The organism is Streptomyces sp. NPDC007905, from assembly GCF_042959345.1.
In the GTDB taxonomy this organism is placed as follows: Bacteria; Actinomycetota; Actinomycetes; order Streptomycetales; family Streptomycetaceae; genus Streptomyces.
In genome coordinates, this window is the sequence record NZ_JBIBKS010000007.1 from 187,248 (window position 1) to 209,883 (window position 22,636).

The window sequence follows — 22,636 nt, forward strand, 5'->3', positions numbered from 1 at the left end:
GTCAGTTCACCACTGCCTTGTGGCCGTCGGCGGTGACCGTGCCGGTGCCCCCGTCGCGGTACTGCCGCAGTTCGTGCCTGGCGATGGCCCGCTTGTGGACCTCGTCGGGACCGTCCGCGAGCCGCAGCGTCCGCAGCTGCGCGTACATCATCGCCAGCGGGAAGTCCTCGGTCACTCCTGCCGCTCCGTGCACCTGGATCGCACGGTCGATGATCTTCAACGCGATGTTCGGAGCGGCCACCTTGATGGCCGCGATCTCGGTGCGGGCCTCCTTGTTCCCGACCGTGTCCATCAGGTACGCGGCCTTGAGCGTGAGCAGGCGGATCATCTCGATGTCGATCCGCGCTTCCGCGATCCAGTCCTGGATGTTGGACCGTTCGGCAACCGGACTGCCGAAGGTCACCCGTGACTGCGCGCGCCGGCACATCAGCTCCAGCGCCCGCTCGGCCGCGCCGATGGCCCGCATGCAGTGGTGGATACGACCGGGCCCGAGCCGGGCCTGGCTGATCGCGAACCCCTCTCCCTCCCCCTTGAGAACGTCCTTGGCCGGCACCCGTACGTCGGTGAAGTCGATTTCGGCGTGTCCCTCACGGTCCTGGTAGCCGAACACCGGCAGGCCGCGCATCACCGTGACCCCGGAGGCGTCGATCGGGACGACCATCATCGACTGCTGGCGGTGCGGAGCAGCGGTGGGGTCCGTCTTCCCCATGACGATGAGCACCTTGCAGTTGCGGTGCAGGGCGTTGGACGCGAACCACTTGCGGCCGTTGAGCACGTACTCGTCGCCGTCGCGCTCCATCCGCAACTCGATGTTGGTGGCGTCGGAGCTGGCGACGCGCGGCTCGGTCATCGCGAAGGCCGAGGCCATCGTCCCGTCGAGCAGGGGCTTGAGGTACTTCTCCTTGTGCTCGTCGCTGCCGAACAGCGTGAGCACCTCCATGTTGCCGGTGTCGGGAGCGTTGCAGTTGCACGCTTCGGAGGCGATGTGACTGCGCCCCATGATCTCCGCCAGCGGCGCGTACTCGAGGTTCGTCAGCCCGGGGCCCCACTCCGGGTGCGGGTGGAAGAGGTTCCACAGTCCGCGCCCCCGCGCCTCCGCCTTGAGTTCCTCGATGATCGGCGGGTGGAAGTGCGGGTCACCCGACGCGCGCATCTGCTCGTGGTACACCGCCTCAGCGGGGTAGACATGCGCATCCATGAACTCGAGCAGCTCCGCTTGGTATTTCCTGGCGCGGTCCGACATATCGAACAGGGACATCTGAACTCCTGACGGGTGGGGAGGGAACGGTCGGCGGCCACTTGTCGAGGTGACTGGCCATGCCTTCGACGCCGTCAGACCCCGCGGAAGGCCTGGCACGAGGCCTTCCGCCCGGGCCACCAGATGGTGCGACCGTACGCTTGCCCTACTTTTATAATTGAATCCGACGTCAAGTTCAACAGGTGGCCGCGGCACAACACGGATGAAGGCCGCCCGGCCCACTGAACTCGGGACGGGGAGATCACGGTGGTGTCGCCGGATTCAAGGCGAGGAGGAAAGAAGCACCCGGGGTTACCGGGTGCGATGCGGCAGCGTTCGAGCGTGCGCTCGCGCCCGCTGGTCGTGCCGATGCGGCCCCGGGGTCGTCGAATGCCCGTGAGCGGCCGGCTTCGTCCCGGGCCAGGCTGCCGGATCAGCGGTGGCCGGGGAACCGCAGGCGGATCAGCGGTGGCCGGGGAACCGCAGGGCGTTCGCCCAGAGCCGGGTGACCGTGGAGACGAGCTCCTCGAAGTCCACCGGCGCATCCTCCGCTTGCCGTTCGCCCAGCACGAAGGCGTTGTAGGCCATGACACTGACCATGCCCGACAGTGCACGGGAGGCCATCATCGGATCGAGCTCAGGATCTGCGACACTCCGCGCCTGCAGGTCGGCGATGCCGCGGGCATTGCGCCGGATGAACGCGTCAGCGCGCTGGCTGCGGAACTTGCGGAACTCCGGCTCCACCTGTGCGACCTGCTCGAGCAGGGCCATCAGCTTCGCATTCCGTTTGTACGCCTTGAGATACGCGCGATTGCTCGCCTCGAGTACCGCATAGGGATCGTCGGTGCCCTGCACCCGGCCCATGCCGGGGTGCATCATGTCCTCCTGCGCCTCCAGGAGGACGGCGGCAAGCACCTCTTCCTTGTTGGCGAAGTACGTGTAAAAGGATCCCGCCGCGCATTGGGCCTCTTTGGTGATGTCGGTCAGGCGGGTGTCGAGGTAGCCGTCCCGTTCGAACACCTTCCGCGCGGCCTTCACCAAAGCGGCTCGTGTCCGCGCACCGCGCTTCGTCGCAGGCGGCTCGCGAAGGTGCGAGAGGGGCGCCATGGGCGGTGCCTTCTCGCCGTCGATCCCCTCGGGAGCAGTGGTGTCCATCCCGGAAACTGTACTTGAATCCGACGCCACAGTCACAAACCTGCGAGGCGCCCGGGGCCCACGGGCGGCGCCGGTTGAGTCCTGGTTCTCCGAAGTCCACGGCGGACGGATCGGATCCCGGCCGTGCGGCCGGTCAGCGCACGTGGCCACTGCCTCTCGTCCGCCTCAGCGGGGAAGTTCACTGGGAGGCGGCAATGTCGCCGGGCGCCGTGTCGCGGGTCAGAGCGGTCCGGTCGATGGACCGCTTGAGTATCTTCCCGGACGGGCCCTTGGGCAGCTCGCCGACGAACCGGACGATGCGCGGGATCTTGTAGGCGGACAGCCGCTCTCGTGCCCAGCTCGACACCTCCGCGGCACCGATTTCCGAACCGGGCCGGGCGGCGATGACCGCGGCGACCTCCTCGCCGTAGTGCTCGTCGGGAACGCCGATCACGGCTGCCTCGACGATGTCCGGATGCTCGTAGAGAACTTCCTCGACCTCACCGGGGTAGACGTTGTAACCGCCGCGGATGATCAGGTCCTTGACACGGTCGACGATGCGCAGGTCGCCCTCCGTGTCGAAGGTGCCGAGGTCGCCGGTCCGGAACCAGCCGTCGGCCGAGATTGCCGCGGCGGTGTCCTCGGGACGGTTCCAGTAACCGCGCATCACCGTGGATCCCTTGATGTGCACCTCGCCGACGGTACCCGGCGGGCACTCATGGCCGTCCTCGTCACGCACCTGAACCTGCAGCCGCGGGACTGCCCGGCCGGTGTACCCGGTCTTGCCGCCACGGTCGATGTCGTTGAAGGTGCCGAACGCGGTGGTCTCGGTGAGCCCATACCCTTCGAGGATGGTGCACCCGAAGCGGGCCTCGAAGGCTCGGGCGATCTCCCCGGGGAGCGACGCGCCGCCGGAGACGGCGACACGGAGCCCGGCGAAGTCCGACGGATTCGCATCACCCGCCGCGTGCAACAGCGCGTTCCACATGGTCGGCACGCCGGCCATGATGGTGAGCCGGTCGCGGCGCAGCATGTCCAGCATCGACGCCGGGTCGAATCGGGCCAGCAACGACATCGAGCCGCCCACGGTCAAGGTCGCCATCATGACCGATGCCTGGCCGAACACGTGGAACAACGGGAGACCGGTTCCGGTACGGTCGGAGCTCGAGGCGCGGCTGCACTCGGCGCCGATCTCCCCGGCGGACAACAGGTTCCCGACAGTGAGTTGGGCCCCCTTCGGCCGCCCCGTGGTGCCCGAGGTGTACAGGATGGCCGCGGTCTCGTCGCGGTCCCGCTCCACTACGCGGGCAGGGATTGCTCCGGTGACCGATGCGCCCGGGGACAGCGTCCAAGCGGGCACCTTAAGCGCCGCTGCCGCCTGCGCGACGGCCGGGCCGAGGGCGTGCCATGTAATCGCCAAGGAGCACCCGGCGTCGCCGAGAACGTACGCGGCCTCGGCCCGGGTGACCATCGTGTTGACCGGCACCACGACACAGCCCGCGGCCTGAATCCCTAGGTAGGCCACCACGAACTCGGGCACCGACGGCGCCGCGAGCAGCACCCGGTCCCCGGGGGACAGGCCCGCGGCGGCCAAGGCGCCCGCGTACCGCACACTCGCGTCACGCAACTGGAGGTACGTCCACTGGTCCCTGGCGCCGCGCAGCGCGATGTTGTCGGGAGTGGCGGCCGCGTGGCGGCACACAGGATCGAAAACGCTGGTCATGGATGATGCCTTCCGGGATGTGAGGAGGTGATGGCGCGGGTATCTCCCTCGCCGATCAGTTGACCTGGCCCGGCCCCGACAGGGTCCTTTGACGGTGTGGCCGGATGACCGGCGCCGCTGCCCCGGTCGGCCGATCGGTCGACCGATCGGTCAGGCGGTGATCCCGAAGCGTTCTGCGAGTTGGCGGCGGGTGTCGGCGGCGCAGGTGTGGAGTACGCCCCCGATACCGATCCGTGCCGCTCCGTCGAGATTCTGCTGCAGATCGTCGATCATGACTGCCTCCTCGGGGTCGACGCCGAGGCGTTCACATGCGATCGCGTAAATCCTCCGGGAGGGCTTGCGGATCCCGACCTCGGCGGAGATGACGACCACATCGGCAACAGCGGCGAGGTCGACGCCGTCGTAGGTGCCGGTGCCGAACGAATTGGATACGAGCGCAACGGGATGGCCGGCGGCTCGAAGGTCACCGAGCAGCGCGAGCATGTCCTGGTCGATCGACATTCCCGCTTGCATCCGGGCCGTGAGCCCCTCGGCCGGTACGTCGGCGCCGTGCGCGCGAAGGCGTTCGGCGAATCCTCGTTCGAAGGTTTCGGCGTCGATACGGCCGCACTCGTGGTCGGCCAGGAGGGTGCGTGAGGGCTGGTCCCGGCCGAGGAGGTCCAGCGGCAGGCGCGGGTCGCCGCCGAGCGAGGCGCCGAAGTCGGTGAAGGCCCGCAACACACTGGAGGTGAGGACCCCGCCGAAGTCCACCAGGACCGCGGTTCGGGTATTTTCCACCACGTTCGACACGGTATCCACGCCTCTCTCTCGCGGTCGGCTTGCCGCCGTACCATGCGGCGGCAGCCATGTTTCGTCGGCTCTCATGAAGTGCCCCTGGTACCGCGCCCCGGCCGGTCCTTGCGTCCAGCAGGGATGCGGAACTCAGCAGACCTCGAACAGTCCGGCTGCGCCCATGCCCCCGCCGACACACATCGAGATCACCACATACCGGACGCCTCGCCGCTTGCCCTCGACAAGGGCGTGCCCCACCAGCCGGGCACCGGTCATTCCGTACGGATGACCGACCGAGATCGCGCCACCATTGACGTTGAACCGCTCCGGGTCGATGTGCAGTTCGTCGCGGCAGTACACCGCCTGGGAAGCGAACGCCTCGTTGAGTTCCCAGAGGCCGATGTCGTCAATGCTGAGGTTGTGCTGCTTCAGCAGTTTCGGAATGGCGAACACCGGACCGATGCCCATCTCGTCCGGCCCACAACCGGCAACGGTCATACCCCGGTAGACGCCCAGCGGTTCCAGTCCGCGGCGCTCGGCCTCCTTCGCCTCCATCAGCACCGCCGCCGAAGCGCCGTCCGACAACTGCGAGGAGTTGCCCGCCGTCACGCTGGAAAGCTTGCTCACCTGACCGTTGGGCAGCACCGGCGCCAACCCGGCCAGGCCTTCGAGCGTCGTCGACGCGCGGTTGCCCTCGTCCCGGGTCAGGGTGACCTCCTCGTTCCGCACCTCCCCGGAGTGCTTGTCGAGCACCTTCTTGACGCTGGTGAGTGGGACGATCTCCTGGTCGAACCGGCCGGCCTCCTGCGCCGCCGCGGTGCGCTGCTGTGACACCAGCGCGAACTCGTCCTGGCGTTCCCGGCTCACGCCGTAGCGTTCGGCCACGATCTCAGCCGTCTGCAACATCGGCATGTAGATGCTCGGCTTGTGCTCGACCAGCCAGGGATCCGCCATGCGGTGGGTGTTCATGTGGTCGTTCTGCACCAAGGAGATCGACTCGACACCGCCGCCGACAGCGACGTGCATACCGTCCGTGACAATCTGCTTGGCGGCCGTCGCAATGGCCATCAGGCCCGACGAGCACTGCCGGTCGATCGACATCCCCGACACGGTGTCCGGAAGTCCGGCGCGAAGAGTGGCCTGACGTGCGACGTTGCCACCAGTGGACCCCTGCTGCAGGGAGCAGCCGAAGATCACATCCTCAACCTCACCTCCCTCGAGCCCGGCGCGCCGCACCGCGTGCGAAAGGGCATGGGCGGCGAGTTCCTGCGCCTGGGTGTCGTTGAACGCGCCGCGGTACGCCTTTCCGATCGGCGTCCGTGCCGTCGAAACGATGACTGCTTCCCTCATGTCGCCTCACTGTTCGCTGTTGGTCCGAGTGTCCGGGAGCTTCGGGGGCCGCAATTGAGGGCTCCGCGAGCCGGGATCGATGCTGATAGGCGGTGCTGAGCGCCAACTGCTGCGCGGCGCGGGCTCATGGGCGTCTCTTACGGTGACCGAGGACATGAGCCATGACCGGGGGGCGACGGGAGTCGGCCTCCCGGTCGGTTATAGTTGAATTCGGCGTCAGGTTCAACCACAGTTCACCTGATGGGCGACACCGCTCCGGGGCTTGACAGTCCGCCTCCCTCCCTGAAGGGTACCGACCAGTCGGTATGGGAGGTGGATCGTGATCCAGCTGGGCATCTCCACAGGTGCGCGGGTATTCGACGCGATCGTGGCGGGCCCGCCCGGGGGCCGCCCGGTGCTGCTGCTGCACGGCTTCCCTCAGACGGGGCTTGTGTGGCAAAGGCAGATCGCGGCGTTGGCCTCGCACGGCTACCGGGTGGTGGCGCCGAACCAGCGCGGGTACTCCCCCGGCGCCCGGCCCCAGCGGCCCGAGGACTATCGCATCAGCCTTCTCGTCGACGACGTGGTCGCGATCAGCGAGGAGCTGGGCTGGGCGGCGTTCGACCTGGTCGGCCATGACTGGGGAGGCGCGGTGGCCTGGTGGACCGCTCACACCCACCCCGGCCGCGTACGGACGTTGACGGTTGTCTCGACCCCGCACCCCGGCGCACTGGCCGGCACCCTGCGCACCGACCGGGATCAGCGCACACGCTCCCGCTACATGATCGACTGGCGCGAAGCACCCGCGACCGAAGAGCGCATGCTTGCCCACGATGCCCGAGAGCTTCGCAGCCTCTACGCCGGAAAGGTTCCGCACCACAGTGCCGAGGCCTACGTGTGCCACCTGTCCCAGCCGGGCGCTCTCACCGCGGCGCTGAACTGGTACCGGGCGGGCCGCCCCGACGGCGCGATCGGCGTCATCGACGTGCCCACGCTGTACGTCTGGAGCACGGAGGACAGCGCGTTCGGCCCGGCCGCCGCCCAGGAGACCGGTCGGTGGGTCAACGGGCCCTACCGGTTCGAGACCCTCCAGGGCGTCAGCCACTGGGTCCCCGAGGAGGCACCCGAAACGCTGAGCCGTCTGCTGCTCGAACACCTGCGAGCGCACGGCGAGTACTGAGCCCGCAGCGAATACCCCGCTCGTCCACTCTCCGTAGAGGTGACCCCATGAAGACAGCGCGCGCGGCCTGGCGCCGCCTCGAGCCCGTACACGCCATGATCTACTTCGCCCCCGAGGCAAAGCGACGGTACGCGGACCTCGGACTGAGCGGACGCGCCGGGTACTTCACCTCCCGGAGCGCCGCGTTCGGCCGGCCCTCCGCCGAGCTGGTCGTCTCGACCTTCTACAACTTCAACCCCGCTTTCGTACGGCGGGCGGTCGACGGAGCCTGGGACGCAACCACGCCGCAGCAGGTGCTGGACGCGCGGTACGCCGCTGCGGGCGAAGCCCTGCGGCGGGCGGGAATCCACGAGCTGCCCGACTTGGACGAGGTCCTGGTGCTGACCCGCCGGGCCGCCGAGGCGGCCTGCGAACACGCGCAGGGCCGCCCGCTGTTCGCCGCGCATGCCGCACTCCCTTGGCCGGAGGAGCCGGTACTGCGGTTGTGGCACGCCCAGACGCTGCTTCGGGAGTTCCGTGGAGACGGCCATGTCGCGTGCCTGCTGAGCGAGGGCATCGGGGGCCTGGAGGCCCTGGTTCTGCACGCCGCCACCGGTGAGGTTCCCGTCGACTTCCTCAAGGCGAGCCGCGCATGGCCCGAGGAGGAGTGGGCCGAGGCCCAGGAGCGCCTGCGCAAGCGAGGTCTCCTCGACGGTGACTCCCTCAGCTCGGAAGGCGTACTCCTGCGCCGGCACATCGAGGACCGCACCGACCGCCTGGCCCTTCCCGCCTACGCCGCCCTGGGCGACGCCGACTGTGAGCGTCTCGCCGAACTCGCGAGTCCCTTCGGCCGCGCCGTCGTGGAAGCCGGCCTCCTGAAGATCGGCTGACAGGGCCTCGCGCATGATCTGCTCGAACTGGTGGGTACTCCGGTACCGCGGGCCGCACGGACAACCGCGAGCACGATCGTGGAGCCGACCGCGGCTGCCCGAAGTCCAGGTCCTCGAACGCCGAACAGGAGTGGACGTCGGACACCGGCCGCCGGCTCACCCGCATCCCGGCGGACGTCACACACCGCGAGGAGTGGCGCCTTGCCCTGGACATGCTCGACACACGCGCCGGCTGGGGCATGAGGCCGCCGGTCGTGGGGGCCCGCGCCGCCCATGGCACCAACGCACCCCTGAGGACAGGTCGAGGTTTTCTGTGCGCTGAGGAGCCCGGCCAGTGACTCAGCCACCGGCTTCCCCTTTGCCGCTCGGTGAGCCACTAATGGTGGGAGAGGCGCTGATGCTGCCGGAAGGACTGGCGGAGGGCGTCGCGGAAGGGGTTGCCGTCCGCGAGGGCGGGCTGGGGCGCCTACTGGAGGCTCGGGGGGTTGGCTTCGCCTTCCCTGGTGGCGGCGCACTGGTGGTGGCGGCGGGAGGCCGGGAGGCCGGTGACTTGCTGCGAGTTGCCGTCGGCAGAGGACGCCGGATGCCGTCACTGTTTCCGTCCCGGACGCCCTTTCGGGCCGGGTGCGTGGTCACACGCTCCGGTGAAGCCGCTGAATCGGTGACGCGTGCCCCTGGCTCCTCAAGGGATGGCTGTTCCGGGATCGAGGCTGCTCGAGGGGCTGTCGGCTGGGAAAGCACCGATGCAGTGGCCACGCCTCCGAGGAGGGTGAAGGCGGCCGCGGCAAGAGACCGGACGGCGTACTTCTTCAGCCGCGACGGACGGCCGTCTGCCGACGGGTCCTGCGAGGGAGTTGGTGCCCCGGGAAGGGGGGACCCGGAGGAGCCCGGCCCCTCACTGAGGCGGATTTCCGGCATCGCGGCGTCGACGGCCGGAGCACCGTCTCTCCGCTCGCTCAACTGGGCCATGTCGGGGTCGTATGCCCCACACTCCGGGCAGGTTACGGCGCCGTTGAGCGTGCGGCTGCACGGGATGCAGTAGTCCATGAAGCGACCGATCTCAGTCCTTGAGTTGACGGGAGAGAAGGTGCCCCCAAGCCGGGCAGCAGACAGCGGCGGGGAGACGCCACTTGGTTTGTTTCGGACCGATCTTTGACATGTGTGAAGTCCCTTTCTCACCGGCCTGCAGGCGGGTCACCGGTTACCGGGGTCAACGGGGCGGATCGAAGGAGTGCTCAGCCGCCATCCGAAAAGTGGGGTAGGTAACTCCGCTGGATGCACCGTTGATGACCGGGACGGCGCGGCAGCCTCGGCGTACGAGCCGACGGTTGCGGCTCGATCCGGACCGAGTACCACTCTCTTCCCACGGCCTGACGTCTCTGCGCGCGACGACTCCCTTCGCTCCTGCAATGCCTTGGGACAGGGTTCCGCGCATCGGCGGTCCGGCCCATCCGTCCCGGTCCGCCACCGCCATGCCCGTGGGGCACAAAGGCGCACCCGGCTCACAAGCGGCTCGGCAGGCCGGCCGGGCCGCGCGGTCGCGTCCCGCGAAGTGGTGCAGCGATGTGGAGTTCACGACTCCGCAGGTCACACGCTCACGCAGGGCTGACGTCCGGACGGAGGCCGATCTGGTGGCCTGGAACAGCATCGACACCGACCGAGGAACCTCAATGGTGATCGCCGTGGAGGCGGTCGCCGGAGCGAGGCGGTCCGGATCCCTACACCACTTGGCGGGACACCATCGGCCGCCGCAGCCGCACGGCCCGGCACCCTTCGGCCATCCAGCGGTGCTCGTTGCCGCTGCCACCGTCGATCACGTCGTTGCCGGACCGCCGTTGATGACGTCGAGCCGCCGCGTCCCTCGATGGAGTCATCGCGCCCACGCCAGGGGCAGAGCGAGTTGACTGGTCTACACCCTTGACTGGTACAGACCAAAGCGGTTGAGTGTCCCTCCACACCCCCCACCACGGCCGCGCCCACGCCGTGGCCGGTCCGACCGGCACGTGCGCACAAGGCCCGGCTTCGCGCTGCCCTTGTCCGGGTGCGGCCGTGCTCCGCAAAGGAGTTGATCCTGTGTCGAAGCGCCGTATCTCCGCCGTGGTCACCGCACTCGTGCTCGGAAGCACCGTGCCTGTCCTGCTGCCGGCGGCGGACGCATCCGCCGCCGCGTGTTCGAGCTACCCGAGCTGGGTCGCCGGAAGGCCGTACTCGACCGGCGACATCGTGCGTTACACCGACGGCAAGGCCTACATCGCCGAACACGACAACCCGGGCTACGACCCGACCATCAGCACCTGGTACTGGGAGCCCTACGCCTGCGACAGCGGCTCCGGGACCCCTGTCGGCACCTTCGTGGTGAGCGAGGCCCAGTTCAACCAGATGTTCCCGAACCGGAATTCCTTCTACACGTACAGCGGCCTCACCGCCGCTCTCAGCGCCTACCCCGCCTTCGCCAACACCGGCAGCGACACCGTGAAGAAGCAGGAGGCCGCTGCCTTCCTCGCCAACGTCAGCCACGAGACCGGCGGTCTGGTGTACGTCGTCGAGCAGAACACCGCCAACTACCCGCACTACTGCGACTGGAGCCAGCCGTACGGCTGCCCCGCCGGTCAGGCGGCCTACTACGGGCGCGGCCCCATCCAGCTCAGCTGGAACTTCAACTACAAGGCCGCGGGCGACGCGCTCGGCATCGACCTCCTGGGCAACCCGTGGCTGGTGCAGAACGACGCCGCCGTGGCCTGGAAGACGGCTCTCTGGTACTGGAACACCCAGACCGGGCCCGGCACCATGACGCCCCACAATGCCATGGTCAACGGCGCCGGCTTCGGCCAGACGATCCGCAGCATCAACGGCTCCCTCGAGTGCGACGGCAAGAACCCGGCGCAGGTGCAGAGCCGCGTGGACGCCTACCAGCGGTTCGTGCAGATCCTCGGTACGTCACCCGGCGGCAATCTCTACTGCTGACCGCCGTACCCGAGTCGTCAAGTGGATACGGCGGCTCACCGGACGTGTGCCGGACTCCGCCGATGACCCCGCCGGCTCCGGCGGCGTCACACCAGTGCCCCGCGATTCCGGAAGACTAGCGGCAACCTGCGCCGCCCCCAACGATACAACCACCGCCTCCAACGGGTCTTCTGCTCCTCGGCGTTGTTCAGCATCCGGCACTGCGAGGAATCACGCCGGTTCTACGACCGCAAACGCGCCGAGGGCAAGCGCCATACCCAGGCGGTCGTCGCCCTTGCCCGCCGCCGCGTCAAGGACGTCCTCTGGGCCCTCCTCCGCGACGGGCGATGCGACGAACTCACCCCGCCCAGTGCCCTCGCGGCTTGACAGACCGCATGAGGAATCACTGAGTGGGTGTGTGAACCCGAGGTTGCTCGCAGCGAAGTGAGCGATGTCCGTACGCATGAGATCAACGGGCATACGTTGTGCACCGCAGCCGCGCGATGGTTCCTGGCCGCCACCCAGGCATTCCTGACGTCAGCGGTTTGGCGGCGTGCGCCTTAGTCTGTTACTGCGTCAGGTGGCCCCATGTCTGGGGTCCGACGATGCCGTCGACCGCTATGGCGACGCGTTGCTGGAACTCACGCACCCTGGCATCGGTGACGGGGCCGAATCGGCCGTCGACCACGAGCTGCAAGTCCGGAAGGTGATCGTTGAGCAGCCGCTGGAGCTTCCGTACGGCCGGCCCATGAGAACCCTGTTGCAGGGTGGGAGTTCCCGCGGCGGCTTCCTCCGACTGCTCTCCACCGGAGAGCATCCCCCAGGTCTGCGGGCCCACCACACCATCGACAGTGATGTCGACACGCCGCTGGTACTCACGCACCCGGGCCTCCGTCACAGGCCCGAAATCCCCATCCACGGCCAGAGAAAGCAGATCGGGCACATGCTCGTTCAGCAGCCGCTGCAGCTTCCGCACCGCTTCACCCTGAGAACCCTGAGAAAGCGTGGGAGTGCCGACACCGTCCGAGACGGTGGCGAAGACAACGTTCCAGTCGTAAAGGAGCTCGTAGTCGCCCCCGTGTTCCTTGATCCTCAGTGACTGCTGGCTGCCGACCCCGGCCTGGCCGGCGATGGACGCACGATCCGGAACGGTCAGGATCACGGGGACGGGAGTGAAGATGTCATCGGCCAGACCTTCGCGGATCAGGTCGACCAGCCCGTCCCAGGCCGCCCCGACAAGTGCGCCGACAGTGAACCCGACCAGGGTTCCGATACCGGGCACAGCCGATCCGATGGCCGCGCCGGCCGCCTCGGCCGCGGCCGAGGCGGCCGCGGTCTGGACAGCCGCCTCGATCTTGGAGCCGATCTCGTCCTGCAGTTTCTGGAAGTCGTCGGCGAGATCACCGTGGTCCTTCTCCACGAAGAAGAGGGTCACCGTGTACGTGCGAGGGAAGTCACCTGGCTGTTGCAGGTCGAAATCCATCAGGACGTGCGGATGGTCCTTCCACGCTCCGCGAATGGCATTGTCGGAGACGTCTCCAATGCGTGGTGTGCGGATGAGGTTCACGACAGGCTTCCTGTCCGGGCCGATCGTGACGGACGAGGAGTCGAGTCCGGTGGCCGACATGAAGACGCTGTCGTCGGCCCCTTCGAGAAAATCATCGGTGGAGTCGTGCTCGATGAAGTAGCGCAGTCGGAACTGAAGGCGCTGCGGTGTGTCAGCCATGGACTTCCCCTTTCGCACAGGCTGTTGCGTGCGCCACCCTGCTACCCGCATGGCTTTTTACCTGGGAACCATGCCGCTCGGTTCCCAGGGCATGACGGGCATGGCGAGCTGAGGGCCGTTTTACTGCGTCAGGTGGCCCCATGTCTGGGGTCCGACGATGCCGTCGACCGCTATGGCGACGCGTTGCTGGAACTCACGCACCCGAGCATCGGTGACGGGGCCGAATCGGCCGTCGACCACGAGCTGCAAGTCCGGAAAATGATCGTTGAGCAGCCGCTGGAGCTTCCGTACGGCCGGCCCATGAGAACCCTGTTGCAGGGTGGGAGTTCCCGCGGCGGCTTCCTCCGACTGCTCTCCACCGGAGAGCATCCCCCAGGTCTGCGAGCCCACCACACCATCGACAGTGATGTCGACACGCCGCTGGTACTCACGCACCCGGGCCTCCGTCACAGGCCCGAAATCCCCATCCACGGCCAGAGAAAGCAGATCAGGCACATGCTCGTTCAGCAGCCGCTGCAGCTTCCGCACCGCTTCACCCTGAGAACCTTGAGAAAGCGTGGGAGTGCCGACACCGTCCGGTGTACCGGGCGTGCCGCCCACATCGGGATCACTGGTCAGCATTCCGGCTGTTCGATATATCGACGCCAGATATTCCTGCCCTGCTTCGGTGAGGCTTTCAAGCAAGGGGGTGTCTTCTTCTTGCTCGAGCGCCCGATGTTCGATATAAGGAGTTGCAGTAGCCTGAGGAGCAAGAGACTCAAAGTGAAGAGATTCAAGCGCGGTGACACCTGGGCCGTGCGGATCGAACCGTCCATCAATGATTCCTGTCACGCTCTGCTGGAAAAGCGTAATCGCACCGATGGTCTTAGGACCTACCAGGCCGTCAACCTTGAGGAGGGGGGAAATTTCACTCCGCCCCCTCCAATCGTTCAGCATGAGCTGCGCGTACGCAACATCCCACTTCGAGTTACTTCCCTCACTTCCAACGGACTGCTGAAGCGGGGACTCGGCCGTCGAAGCAAAGACGCTAGCGAAAGCAGGGACAAGTACAGGCCCAGTTGTCAGAATTATGTAAACCAAGGCTGCCACAACAGCCCTGATGAGGAGCTTCTCCAGCAACTCTCCCAGAGCTCTATCCAGGCAGATCTGCCGGCCGCCGCCGAGGAGGCCGTCTTCCCCTCGTGCGGCTCTGTGGGGCTGGGGGCTGGGGGCTCAATGACGAGCGGGCTCAGCACTGCTGGACGCTGCCCGCCCGAAACTGGGGCAGGCCCGTTCGTTTGACGGACCCCCTAATACGCGCGTCCCGGGTTGAGGAGGCCCTCGGGGTCGAAGACGGCCTTGATACCGGCCATCAACCCCCGCTCGGTGGGACCGAGTTGTGCGTCGAGGTAGCGCGTCTTGAGCGAGCCCACGCCGTGCTCGCCGGTGATCGTGCCGCCGAGAGCGAGCGCCGCTGCCACGATGTCGTCGAAAGCGGCACCGGCACGGTCGGCGGCGTCACGGTCGGTGGCGTCGTAGACGAGGGTCGGATGCAGGTTGCCGTCGGCGGCGTGGCCGAAGGTGCCGACCAGCACGTCGTGGTCGGCGGCAATTCGCTCGATCGCGGCAAGCAAGTGAGGAAGGTCCTGGACCGCGACGCCGACGTCGTCGAGCAGCGTGGTGCCCAGCCTCTCCAGAGCCGGGTACACCGCTCGTCTGGCCTGCATGAACATCTCGCCTTCCGCCGGGTCGGCGGTGTGCAGCGCCTCGGTGGCGCCACCGGCCTCGGCCAGCCTGGCACAGGTCGCGGCCTCCTGATCGGCGGACGGCCCGTCGCACTGGACGAGCACGAGTGCCCCGGCCGACTCGTCCAAGCCCATACGTGTCAGGCGATTGACGGCGCGAATGCAGGTGCGGTCCATGAGCTCCACCGCCGCCGGGTCGGCGACCGCCGCGATCCGCAGCACGGTGTCGACAGCCTGTTGAGGGGTCGGGAACGCGGCCACTACGGTCGCGGTGGCCGCCGGGAAGGGTCGCAGTCGCACGGTGGCGTCCACGATCACTGCCAGGGTGCCTTCGGAGCCGACGAGGAGCCGGGTGAGGTCGAGCCCGGTGACGTTCTTGCGGGTCGGCGGACCGGTACGGATCACGCGACCATCGGCGAGTACGGCCGTCAGCGAGGCGACATGGTCGGCGGTGACCCCGTACTTGGCGCAGCACATGCCGCCTGCGTTGGTCGCCAGGTTGCCGCCCATGGTGGAGATCGCCTTGCTTCCCGGGTCCGGCGGATACCACAGACCGTGCTCGCGGGCGCGGGCGTCGAGATCGCCGGTGAGCACGCCCGGCTCGACCGTTGCCGTGCGGCCAGGCACGTCCAGGGCGAGGATCCGGTCCATCGCGGCGAGCGAGAGTACGACGCAGCCGTCGATCGCATTGGCCGCGCCGGCCAACCCGGTGCCGGCCCCCCGGGTCACCACCGGGGCGTGATGGTCGCCGGCTGTGCGCAGCGTGGTGACCACGTCATCGGTCGAGCGGGCGCGCACCACCGCCGCCGGGCGCCCCGCGGGAGCCAGCAGGCACTGGTCACGGCGGTAGGCCTCCATCGCGTCCCGGTCGGTGATGACCCGGCCCGGCAGCGCCGCGGCGAGAGCGGTGGCGACGTCCGCGACCACCTCGGTCATGGCGTCTCCGGCTCGTAGAAACCGCGGACGTGAGCCACGACCAGTTCGGCGGCACGGGCGGTCTCGCCCGCGTCCAGCGCGTCGACGATCGCCTGGTGTTCGGCCAGCAGACGGCCGAGCACCGTGCCCCGGTCGGCCACCGCGGCGAGCGCGTCGAGTAGGTAGCCTGCGATGCAGTCGCGCAGCACGCCGATGACGAATCCCAGCGCCTGATTACCGCCGGCGTAGGCGAGTTGCACGTGGAAGTCCACGTCAGCGGCGTGGAAGGTGTGAATGTCGGCGTTCTCCACCGCTGCCGCCATGGTCACCAGGCAGGTCCGCGCCGCATCCGGCACGGACGTGGTCTGCCGTACCGCCTCCGCCTCCAGCAGCGTGCGCAGCGCCACCAGGTCTGCCAGCGGGATCGCGCCGACCTGCAAAGCGGTGCTCAGCGCCAGGCCCGCCGCGTCGGCCGTGCGCTCGTGGGTGACGCGCGGACGCGCGGTGGAGACGGTATCCGCGCCGCTGATCAGACCGTGTGCCTGCAACACCCGCAGCGCCTCGCGGATGGTGGACCGTCCGACGCCGAAGGACTGCGCGAGGTCGGTTTCCGTGGGCAGCTCGGTGTCGGCGGGGAATGTGCCGTCGAGGATGGCCGCCCGCAGGCGCTGAGCCACGTCGAGGCTCAAGGGCACGCGCGATACCGGCGAGATCGTCATGCCGCACACGATAACTCCTTGTCTGTTTGTCGGACAAGCAGCTATCGTGCTTCTCGCTGCCTCAGGACACAAGGGCCTTTACCTCAAAGACGCGGAAGTCAGGTGTCGCCATGACCGAGAAGCTCGAGCTCGACCCGGCCAAGACCGCAATCGTGCTCATCGAGTACCAGAACGAGTTCACCAGCGACGGCGGCGTGCTGAACGGGGCGGTCGCCGACGTCATGCAGCGCACCGGCATGCTTGCCAACACCGTCGCCGTGGTCGACGCCGCCCGGCGGGCCGGAGTGTCGATCATGCACGCGCCGATCACGTTCGCGGAAGGCTACGGCGAGCTGACCCGTCACCCGTACGGCATCCTCAAGGGCGTCGTGGACGGGAAGGCGTTCGTCAAGGGCACGTGGGGGGCGGCCATCGTCGACGAGCTGGCTCCGGTGAACGGGGACATCGTCATCGAGGGCAAGCGCGGGCTCGACACCTTCGCCAGCACGAACCTCGATTTCATCCTGCGCAGCAAGGGCATCGACACGATCATCCTCGGCGGCTTCCTCACCAACTGTTGCGTGGAGTCGACCATGCGCACCGGCTACGAGCACGGCTTCCGGGTGATCACCCTGACCGACTGCGTCGCCGCCACCTCGCAGGAGGAGCACGACAACGCCATCTCCTACGACTTCCCGATGTTCTCGCTGCCGATGACCTCGGCCGACGTCATCGCCGCCCTGTAGTCCCGCCGTCGCCCCGCCCCGGCGACTTGGTCGGCCAGAGCTCTCTCCTTCGGCTTCGGTCGCCCCGCCGTCGGCGGCCCTGACGCGACGGCAGTTGACATCGCCTGGAGCGAACGGTGCGAGCCCCATCGGCGCTCGTGCTCCAGGCGGTGTCCGACCGTCTTCCCGGGCATGTGGGGCGGGGCGGGCGGGGGAAAGGTCACGGCAGGGTGATCAACGGCATTCCGGTGCGTCGGCGGTCCAGGTCCCGCGGCGGGGTCCGCCACCAGCGTTCGGGAAGTGGAACACCGTCCGCCGTCAGCACTGCGCAGCCTCGCCGGCCGATGTGAGGCGGCCATCGCAGGCCGACCGGCAGCCGATCCGCACAGCCGCCCACCCTTGTGCACCTCACTCACGGAGCGCGACATGCCATCTGACCGGATACGTGAGCTGATCAGGCGGGGCGCCGCGGTGGCTGCGCGCTCTCCGGAGGAGTGGCTGCGCGAGGTCGAAGACGCCACGTTGTCGGCGGAGTACCTGCAAGCCCTGACCGATGACCCGGAGCTCACCGCTCAGATCCGCCGCACCAGCCGCGCCAACGTCCTGCACTGGGCGACGTGGAACGTGCGCAGCCCAGGTGCTCCGGTGCCGGCGAACGTCGGCCCGGAAGCCTTGGCCACCGCCCGGGAACTGGTCCGCCGCGGGCTGAACGACTCGGCCCTGCAGTCCTACCGCAGCGGTCAGAACGCGGCCTGGCTGCGCTGGATGTCCATCGCCTTCGAGCTGACGTCCGACCCCACAGAGTTGCGGGAGCTGCTGGATGTCTCCAGCCGGTCGATCTCGGCGTTCGTCGACGCCACCGTCGCCGCGGTCTCCGCACAGATGCAGGCGGAGCGCGATCAGCTGACCCGCGGTACGAATGCCGAGCGACGAGAGGTGGTGACCTTGCTGGTCAACGGGGCGCCGATCCACCCGGACAGGGCCTCGGCCCGGCTCGGTTACCAGTTGGAGCAGACCCACACCGCGGCCGTCGTCTGGAGTGACGCCGCGGAGTTGGACCTGGGCGATCTGGAGCGCGCGGTCGACGCCCTGGCCAAGGACGCCGACGTGGCCCGCTTCCTCACTGTGACGGTCAGTGCGGCGATGCTGTGGGTGTGGCTGCCTTCTGCCACACCGCCGACGACGAACCGGCTGGCGCAGCACCTGGACAGCCACCCCACTGCCCGGGCGGCCCTCGGCAGTACCGGGCACGGCGTAGAGGGCTTTCGCCGCAGTCACCTCAACGCCATGACCACGCAGCGCATGATGGCGCGCCTGCACACCGTCCGCCCTGTGGCCCGCTTCGAGACGGTCGAGATCGTTGCCCTGGTGACGCAGGAACCGCAGCAGGCCGACCAGTTCGTCCGGCGTGCCCTGGGCGGACTCGCCACGGCCGCACCGGAGCTGCGTGAGGCAGTGGCCGCCTACATCCACGAGGAATGCAACGCCACCCGGGCGGCAGCCCGCCTCTTCACCCACCGAAACACCCTGCTGCGCCGGCTCGAACGAGCCCAGCACCTCCTGCCCCACCCTCTGGCGGGGAACACGGTGCGCATCGCGGTCGCCCTGGACGTCCTGCACTGGCGCGGCGACGGATGAACCGGGCTTGGGCCCGTGCCCGCCCGCTGGGACGAAGGAGCGAAGCCATGGTTCCGTCGTGCGGCACATCGCCGGGTGCACAGTGCACCACCTGTCCCGAAGACGGGTGCTGATTACACCTTCCGACGTCCTGCGTGCGGCCGCAGCATGGAAGGGCGACGACGATCAGACCACTGGAGGGCCGCTCATGTCCGTCTCCGAGGCACCGCCAGGTACCGAGCACATCGATGTGCTGATCGTCGGTGCCGGCATCTCCGGCATCGGGGCGGCCCACTACCTGCAAAGCGAGCACCCGCAGCGCAGCTACGCGATTCTGGAGACGCGTGGCGCGCTGGGCGGGACCTGGGACCTGTTCCGCTACCCGGGCGTCCGCTCGGACTCCGACCTGCACACCTTCGGCTACGCCTTCAAGCCCTGGGAGGAGGAGGCCATCGCACGCGGCGACAGGATCCTCGCCTACCTGCACGAGACCGCTGCGGAAAACGGCATCGACAAGAAGGTGCGCTTCCACCACACGGTGCGCAGCGCTGCCTGGTCGAGTACCGAGGCTCGCTGGACGGTCCAGGTCGAGCGCACCGACACCGGTGAAGGGCTGAGCCTGTTGTGCAAGTGGCTGTTCTGCGCCGGCGGTTACTACCGCTACGACCAGGGGTACACCCCGCCCTTCGAGGGCATCGAGCGGTTCGAGGGCCTGATCGTGCACCCGCAGCACTGGCCCGAGGACCTCGACTACCGCGGCAGGCGGGTCGTGGTGATCGGCAGCGGCGCCACGGCGGTCACCCTCGTGCCGGCCATGGCGGGCACGGCCGCCCATGTGACGATGCTGCAGCGCACCCCCACCTACGTCTTGCCCGTCCCTTCCACGGACAAGATCGCCGCCCTTCTGCGCAAGGTCCTGGGCCGACGCCACGGGTATGCGTGGACACGGCGCAAGAATGTCGCCCAGCAAGCCGCGGTCTGGCGGTTCTGCCGGCGCTTCCCGCGCAGCGCCCGGCGACTGATCCGCTGGGTCAACACCCGCCAACTGCCCAAGGGCTATCCGGTCGAGGAGCACTTCAACCCGCCCTACGACCCGTGGGACCAGCGTATGTGCGTGGTGCCGGACGGCGACCTGTTCGAGGCGCTGAGCAACAGCAGCGCCTCGATCGTCACCGACCGGATCGCCACCTTCACCGAACGCGGCATCCGCCTGTCCTCCGGTCGCAGGCTGGAGGCCGACATCATCGTGACCGCGACCGGGCTGAACGTGCAGGCACTCGGTGGTATCCAGCTCACCGTCGACGGAACGAAGGTGCACCTGCCGGACAAGGTCGCGTTCAAGGGCATGATGCTGTCCGGGGTACCCAACTTCTCGTTCGCGGTCGGCTACACCAACTCCTCCTGGACACTGAAGGTCGGCCTGCTGTGCGAGCACTTTTGCCGCCTGCTCGACTACATGGACGCCCACGGCCACACCATCTGCTGCCCGGAGCTGAGCGACCCCGACATGCCCACCCGCCCGCTACTCGACTTCGAAGCCGGCTACATCAAACGGGCCATCGACCACCTGCCGCGCCAAGGCACCAAGGAGCCGTGGCTGATGTCGATGGACTACCAGGCCGACGTCAAACTCCTGCGGGAAGACTCCGTAGAGGACGAAAACCTCCGCTTCTCCTCCCCTACTGCGGCCGCCCGCACGGCGCGCGGCCTGCAGGCGAGGGCACACCAGGGACCATGAAGGGTCGACGCCCGCGGCTCGGAGATGCTGTGGGCCGACTCGGCCACCGCTGCTGCCTCGCCGGGCCAGGTACGCACCGCGATGGCCACGACGAGGGCTGTTCCGGGCGGCTGGACCACCGCCCGGGCCTTGCATGAGGCGTGGGTTACACACCGGCCGCGGGATGAAGACAAAGCCGCGCGGCATACGTATGTGCCTCCGAGAGGAGAAGAAGGGGAACCCGCCACCAGGGCGCCCTGCGCAGAGGCCCTCGTCACCATCCGCCCCCCGGTACGTGGCCGCCGCTGACGAAGGAAATGGCCCGTCAGAAACGAGACAGCTGAGGAGGACCCGGTGGGTCGCAACGACGCCAACCCTGAGCGTACTCCCGCCCCAGGCCCTGACATCGCGCAAGAGATCAGGGACTCCTTCCAAGCCGTGCTGGACGCTTTGGACGCCGCACGCGCCGACCTCCTGCGCGACGAGCAGCAGGAACACGCCGAGGGCCCGTCTCAGCCCCGGAGCCGGCCCGATGACCCGACCGCGGATGCCCGCTTTCCCCAGCCGACCGCGTCCCCGTCCTCGGCCCCGGCTTCCTCCCCCTCCGGCCGGGCGCTGCCGGTCGGACGTGTGTCGTCGGGCACGCAGCCAGAGCGTCCTGGGCCGCACCGGCCAACTGCCGTTGAATCGCTGCCGACTGGCGACCTGCGCCACACCGACGCCCCGCAGGCTGTCGTGGCCGAGTCACCGGGGTTGCCCAGAGGGCTGGAGGCCGTCCCGCCCCCGTCGGCGGGAAGGCCGCCGACGGCCAGTGGACCGGGACCGGAGGCTGTCGCACCAGTCGTGGCTTCCCCAACTCCGATTCCCTGGCAGGAAAGCGCGCGGAGTCGGAGCCCCGGGCCGGGCACCGATTGGTCGGATGTCCCCCACTGCCCGGCCGTCCCGTTCGACCAACTCGCCACCGCGCCCTCGCAGGGATCTGCCCCATCCGTCCGCGCGCACAAGAGGAAGACCAGTGGCAGACGGCGGCGATCCACCAACCGCAGGAACCTGCGAGTCGCCGGCATCTCCGGGCTGGGTGCGGCGAGCGGATTGATCCTCGCCTCTTGGCTGCTGGCCTACCACAACGCCGAGCCTGCGACCTCCTCTTCGCCTCCCGGGCACGTGGAGACCCCACGGCCGGCGAGTCCCGCGCCGAAGGACCCCGCTCACCCGACTCCAGGGCAGACGAACCGTCCACAGCCCGGCACCCCGGACCCGCCGCTCCCCGAAATCCCGGGCACGGGCCTCCTGCGCCAAGGCGACAGCGGCCATGGGGTCTACGAATTGCAGGTACGTCTCCAGCAGATAGCGCACATCTACGACGGCGGCGCGATCGACGGCCATTACGACGCGGACGTCCGAGCGGCCGTGGCCCTGTTTCAGGAGCGGTACGGGGTCCGCGGCGATGAGAGCGGGGTCTACGGCGACAACACGCGTTTTGCCCTCATGCTGCGGACCAAATAATGCACGGGCGTTGGTTCTCCACACGCGGCCGGCAACCGGCGTGAGCCAGGCTGATGCCACGTGACGTATGGAACTCGGCCGGGGCCGGCAGCTCGCCGGGTGCGGTGTCACGGCGTGGCGGCCATCACCCGCAGGGCCCCACGACGGATCCGCCCTGCCATCCGCGCGACCGGGGCCGGGCCCTGTCCCGGTCCACGCTGTGGGGTCGGCGGGCCGGCGACGCCGAGCAGGCGCCGCACGCCGCGGCCTGCGTGCCGGAACGGCCCGTCACGTCAGGCTCGACGGAACGAGCCCGTAGCGGCGCATCTTGCGGTACATCGTGGCTCGGGAGATCCCGAGCCTCCCGCGCGGTCCGCTGGACGTTGGAGTTGCGGTCCCTCAACCCACGCAGCATGGCGTCGCTTTCCAGTGCCTCGATGGTGGTGAGGACCTTGTTCGACGACACGCGGCATTCCGGCGGTAGGTCCTCCGCGTCGATCATCCGGCCCGAAGGCCGCCGCGCCAGGCCCGGATCACCGACGCCGGCTGCCGGACGTTCTCCGGCCAGGGGCATCGCCGCAGCATGGTCGGCGCATCCGGGGAGGACCTGCTCTCGCCGCTCGGCCGGTACGTGCGCAGGAAGAACCGCGCCAGGTGCTCGATGTCCCCATGGCGGTGACGCAGGGCAGGCACCTCCACCGAAGCGCCACAGAGCTGGTCGAGCCGGCCGTCGGCGCTGACCATCGACGGCTGGCTGGTCATGACAGCGGTCAGTGGGTACTCCGGTCGTAACAGTCCGTCGGGCAGGCCCGCGCCACCTACCCGCTCCATCGCGGCCGGCCG

At 68.5% G+C, this 22,636-nt stretch carries 17 protein-coding genes and 3 pseudogenes; 9 read left to right on the top strand and 11 right to left on the bottom strand.

The annotated features are described in order from the left end of the window. Nucleotide 1 precedes the first annotated feature (1 nt). The 5 genes from ACFZDC_RS14875 to ACFZDC_RS14895 all read right to left on the bottom strand — a co-directional run bounded on the left by ACFZDC_RS14875 (nt 2) and on the right by ACFZDC_RS14895 (nt 6,215). Nucleotides 2-1,258 (bottom strand): acyl-CoA dehydrogenase family protein, encoded by a 1,257-nt coding sequence (locus tag ACFZDC_RS14875; protein WP_391323774.1) that lies wholly within the window; start codon nt 1,256-1,258, stop codon nt 2-4. Nucleotides 1,259-1,699: 441 nt separating this feature from the next. After that, nucleotides 1,700-2,392: a TetR family transcriptional regulator gene (locus ACFZDC_RS14880; RefSeq protein WP_391323776.1), complete on the bottom strand. Its 693-nt coding sequence runs from the start codon at nt 2,390-2,392 to the stop codon at nt 1,700-1,702. Between the two features lie 178 nt (nt 2,393-2,570). Next, on the bottom strand, nt 2,571-4,094 hold the full coding sequence (locus tag ACFZDC_RS14885; RefSeq protein ID WP_391323777.1) for an AMP-binding protein: 1,524 nt from the start codon (nt 4,092-4,094) through the stop codon (nt 2,571-2,573). A 150-nt stretch (nt 4,095-4,244) separates the two neighbouring features. Then, nucleotides 4,245-4,871: an HAD-IA family hydrolase gene (locus tag ACFZDC_RS14890; RefSeq protein ID WP_391323779.1), complete on the bottom strand. Its 627-nt coding sequence runs from the start codon at nt 4,869-4,871 to the stop codon at nt 4,245-4,247. A 144-nt stretch (nt 4,872-5,015) separates the two neighbouring features. Further along, nucleotides 5,016-6,215 carry an acetyl-CoA C-acyltransferase gene (locus ACFZDC_RS14895; protein WP_391323780.1) on the bottom strand — a complete coding sequence of 400 codons (1,200 nt, stop codon included), beginning with the start codon at nt 6,213-6,215 and terminating at the stop codon, nt 5,016-5,018. Between the two features lie 319 nt (nt 6,216-6,534). Here ACFZDC_RS14895 and ACFZDC_RS14900 point away from each other — a divergent pair, with 319 nt between their 5' ends. The 5 genes and pseudogenes from ACFZDC_RS14900 to ACFZDC_RS14920 form a co-directional block, all read left to right on the top strand. Next, nucleotides 6,535-7,374, top strand: coding sequence for an alpha/beta fold hydrolase (locus ACFZDC_RS14900; protein ID WP_391323781.1), 840 nt, complete (start codon nt 6,535-6,537; stop codon nt 7,372-7,374). A 47-nt stretch (nt 7,375-7,421) separates the two neighbouring features. Then, nucleotides 7,422-8,243: a hypothetical protein gene (locus tag ACFZDC_RS14905; RefSeq protein ID WP_391323783.1), complete on the top strand. Its 822-nt coding sequence runs from the start codon at nt 7,422-7,424 to the stop codon at nt 8,241-8,243. 134 nt (nt 8,244-8,377) lie between these two features. Further along, nucleotides 8,378-8,581: pseudogene (locus ACFZDC_RS14910) on the top strand (transposase); the annotation flags it as partial. 1,735 nt (nt 8,582-10,316) lie between these two features. After that, entirely contained in the window at nt 10,317-11,207 is an 891-nt protein-coding gene (locus ACFZDC_RS14915) for a glycoside hydrolase family 19 protein (protein WP_391323785.1), read from the top strand. A gap of 70 nt (nt 11,208-11,277) precedes the next feature. Further along, nucleotides 11,278-11,573: pseudogene (locus tag ACFZDC_RS14920) on the top strand (transposase); the annotation flags it as partial. A 181-nt stretch (nt 11,574-11,754) separates the two neighbouring features. Here ACFZDC_RS14920 and ACFZDC_RS14925 read toward each other — a convergent pair. From ACFZDC_RS14925 to ACFZDC_RS14940, 4 genes are all read right to left on the bottom strand, one after another. Next, nucleotides 11,755-12,912, bottom strand: coding sequence for a peptidoglycan-binding protein (locus ACFZDC_RS14925; protein WP_391323787.1), 1,158 nt, complete (start codon nt 12,910-12,912; stop codon nt 11,755-11,757). 120 nt (nt 12,913-13,032) lie between these two features. Beyond that, nucleotides 13,033-13,848 carry a peptidoglycan-binding protein gene (locus ACFZDC_RS14930; protein ID WP_391323789.1) on the bottom strand — a complete coding sequence of 272 codons (816 nt, stop codon included), beginning with the start codon at nt 13,846-13,848 and terminating at the stop codon, nt 13,033-13,035. A 353-nt stretch (nt 13,849-14,201) separates the two neighbouring features. Beyond that, nucleotides 14,202-15,572, bottom strand: coding sequence for an FAD-linked oxidase C-terminal domain-containing protein (locus tag ACFZDC_RS14935; RefSeq protein WP_391323791.1), 1,371 nt, complete (start codon nt 15,570-15,572; stop codon nt 14,202-14,204). Further along, the gene (locus ACFZDC_RS14940) at nt 15,569-16,270 is read right to left on the bottom strand and encodes an FCD domain-containing protein (RefSeq protein ID WP_391323793.1); all 702 of its coding nucleotides are present in this window, start codon (nt 16,268-16,270) and stop codon (nt 15,569-15,571) included. Before ACFZDC_RS14940 ends, ACFZDC_RS14935 begins: the two co-directional genes overlap by 4 nt. 110 nt (nt 16,271-16,380) lie before the next feature. Here ACFZDC_RS14940 and ACFZDC_RS14945 point away from each other — a divergent pair, with 110 nt between their 5' ends. The 4 genes from ACFZDC_RS14945 to ACFZDC_RS14960 all read left to right on the top strand — a co-directional run bounded on the left by ACFZDC_RS14945 (nt 16,381) and on the right by ACFZDC_RS14960 (nt 21,814). After that, nucleotides 16,381-16,995, top strand: coding sequence for an isochorismatase family protein (locus ACFZDC_RS14945; RefSeq protein WP_391323795.1), 615 nt, complete (start codon nt 16,381-16,383; stop codon nt 16,993-16,995). Nucleotides 16,996-17,400: 405 nt separating this feature from the next. Next, complete coding sequence (locus tag ACFZDC_RS14950) at nt 17,401-18,612, top strand: helix-turn-helix domain-containing protein (protein WP_391323797.1); 1,212 nt, start codon at nt 17,401-17,403, stop codon at nt 18,610-18,612. Nucleotides 18,613-18,799: 187 nt separating this feature from the next. After that, nucleotides 18,800-20,329: an FAD-dependent oxidoreductase gene (locus tag ACFZDC_RS14955; protein ID WP_391323798.1), complete on the top strand. Its 1,530-nt coding sequence runs from the start codon at nt 18,800-18,802 to the stop codon at nt 20,327-20,329. A gap of 1,143 nt (nt 20,330-21,472) precedes the next feature. Continuing rightward, on the top strand, nt 21,473-21,814 hold the full coding sequence (locus tag ACFZDC_RS14960) for a peptidoglycan-binding protein (protein ID WP_391324050.1): 342 nt from the start codon (nt 21,473-21,475) through the stop codon (nt 21,812-21,814). Nucleotides 21,815-22,081: 267 nt separating this feature from the next. Here ACFZDC_RS14960 and ACFZDC_RS14965 read toward each other — a convergent pair. Together ACFZDC_RS14965 and ACFZDC_RS14970 are read right to left on the bottom strand one after the other, a co-directional pair. After that, nucleotides 22,082-22,156 (bottom strand): annotated as a pseudogene (locus tag ACFZDC_RS14965) (helix-turn-helix domain-containing protein); the annotation flags it as partial. 135 nt (nt 22,157-22,291) lie between these two features. Further along, complete coding sequence (locus tag ACFZDC_RS14970; protein ID WP_391323800.1) at nt 22,292-22,555, bottom strand: hypothetical protein; 264 nt, start codon at nt 22,553-22,555, stop codon at nt 22,292-22,294. Nucleotides 22,556-22,636 lie beyond the last annotated feature (81 nt).

Excerpts from the sequence above, each read along its gene's own strand:
- ACFZDC_RS14875 (WP_391323774.1), bottom strand. The coding sequence starts at position 1,258 with ATGTCCCTGTTCGATATGTCGGACCGCGCCAGGAAATACCAAGCGGAG.
- ACFZDC_RS14880 (WP_391323776.1), bottom strand. The coding sequence starts at position 2,392 with ATGGACACCACTGCTCCCGAGGGGATCGACGGCGAGAAGGCACCGCCC.
- ACFZDC_RS14885 (WP_391323777.1), bottom strand. The coding sequence starts at position 4,094 with ATGACCAGCGTTTTCGATCCTGTGTGCCGCCACGCGGCCGCCACTCCC.
- ACFZDC_RS14895 (WP_391323780.1), bottom strand. The coding sequence starts at position 6,215 with ATGAGGGAAGCAGTCATCGTTTCGACGGCACGGACGCCGATCGGAAAG.
- ACFZDC_RS14905 (WP_391323783.1), top strand. The coding sequence starts at position 7,422 with ATGAAGACAGCGCGCGCGGCCTGGCGCCGCCTCGAGCCCGTACACGCC.
- ACFZDC_RS14925 (WP_391323787.1), bottom strand. The coding sequence starts at position 12,912 with ATGGCTGACACACCGCAGCGCCTTCAGTTCCGACTGCGCTACTTCATC.
- ACFZDC_RS14930 (WP_391323789.1), bottom strand. The coding sequence starts at position 13,848 with ATGCTGAACGATTGGAGGGGGCGGAGTGAAATTTCCCCCCTCCTCAAG.
- ACFZDC_RS14935 (WP_391323791.1), bottom strand. The coding sequence starts at position 15,572 with ATGACCGAGGTGGTCGCGGACGTCGCCACCGCTCTCGCCGCGGCGCTG.
- ACFZDC_RS14940 (WP_391323793.1), bottom strand. The coding sequence starts at position 16,270 with ATGACGATCTCGCCGGTATCGCGCGTGCCCTTGAGCCTCGACGTGGCT.
- ACFZDC_RS14945 (WP_391323795.1), top strand. The coding sequence starts at position 16,381 with ATGACCGAGAAGCTCGAGCTCGACCCGGCCAAGACCGCAATCGTGCTC.
- ACFZDC_RS14950 (WP_391323797.1), top strand. The coding sequence starts at position 17,401 with ATGCCATCTGACCGGATACGTGAGCTGATCAGGCGGGGCGCCGCGGTG.
- ACFZDC_RS14955 (WP_391323798.1), top strand. The coding sequence starts at position 18,800 with ATGTCCGTCTCCGAGGCACCGCCAGGTACCGAGCACATCGATGTGCTG.
- ACFZDC_RS14970 (WP_391323800.1), bottom strand. The coding sequence starts at position 22,555 with ATGACCAGCCAGCCGTCGATGGTCAGCGCCGACGGCCGGCTCGACCAG.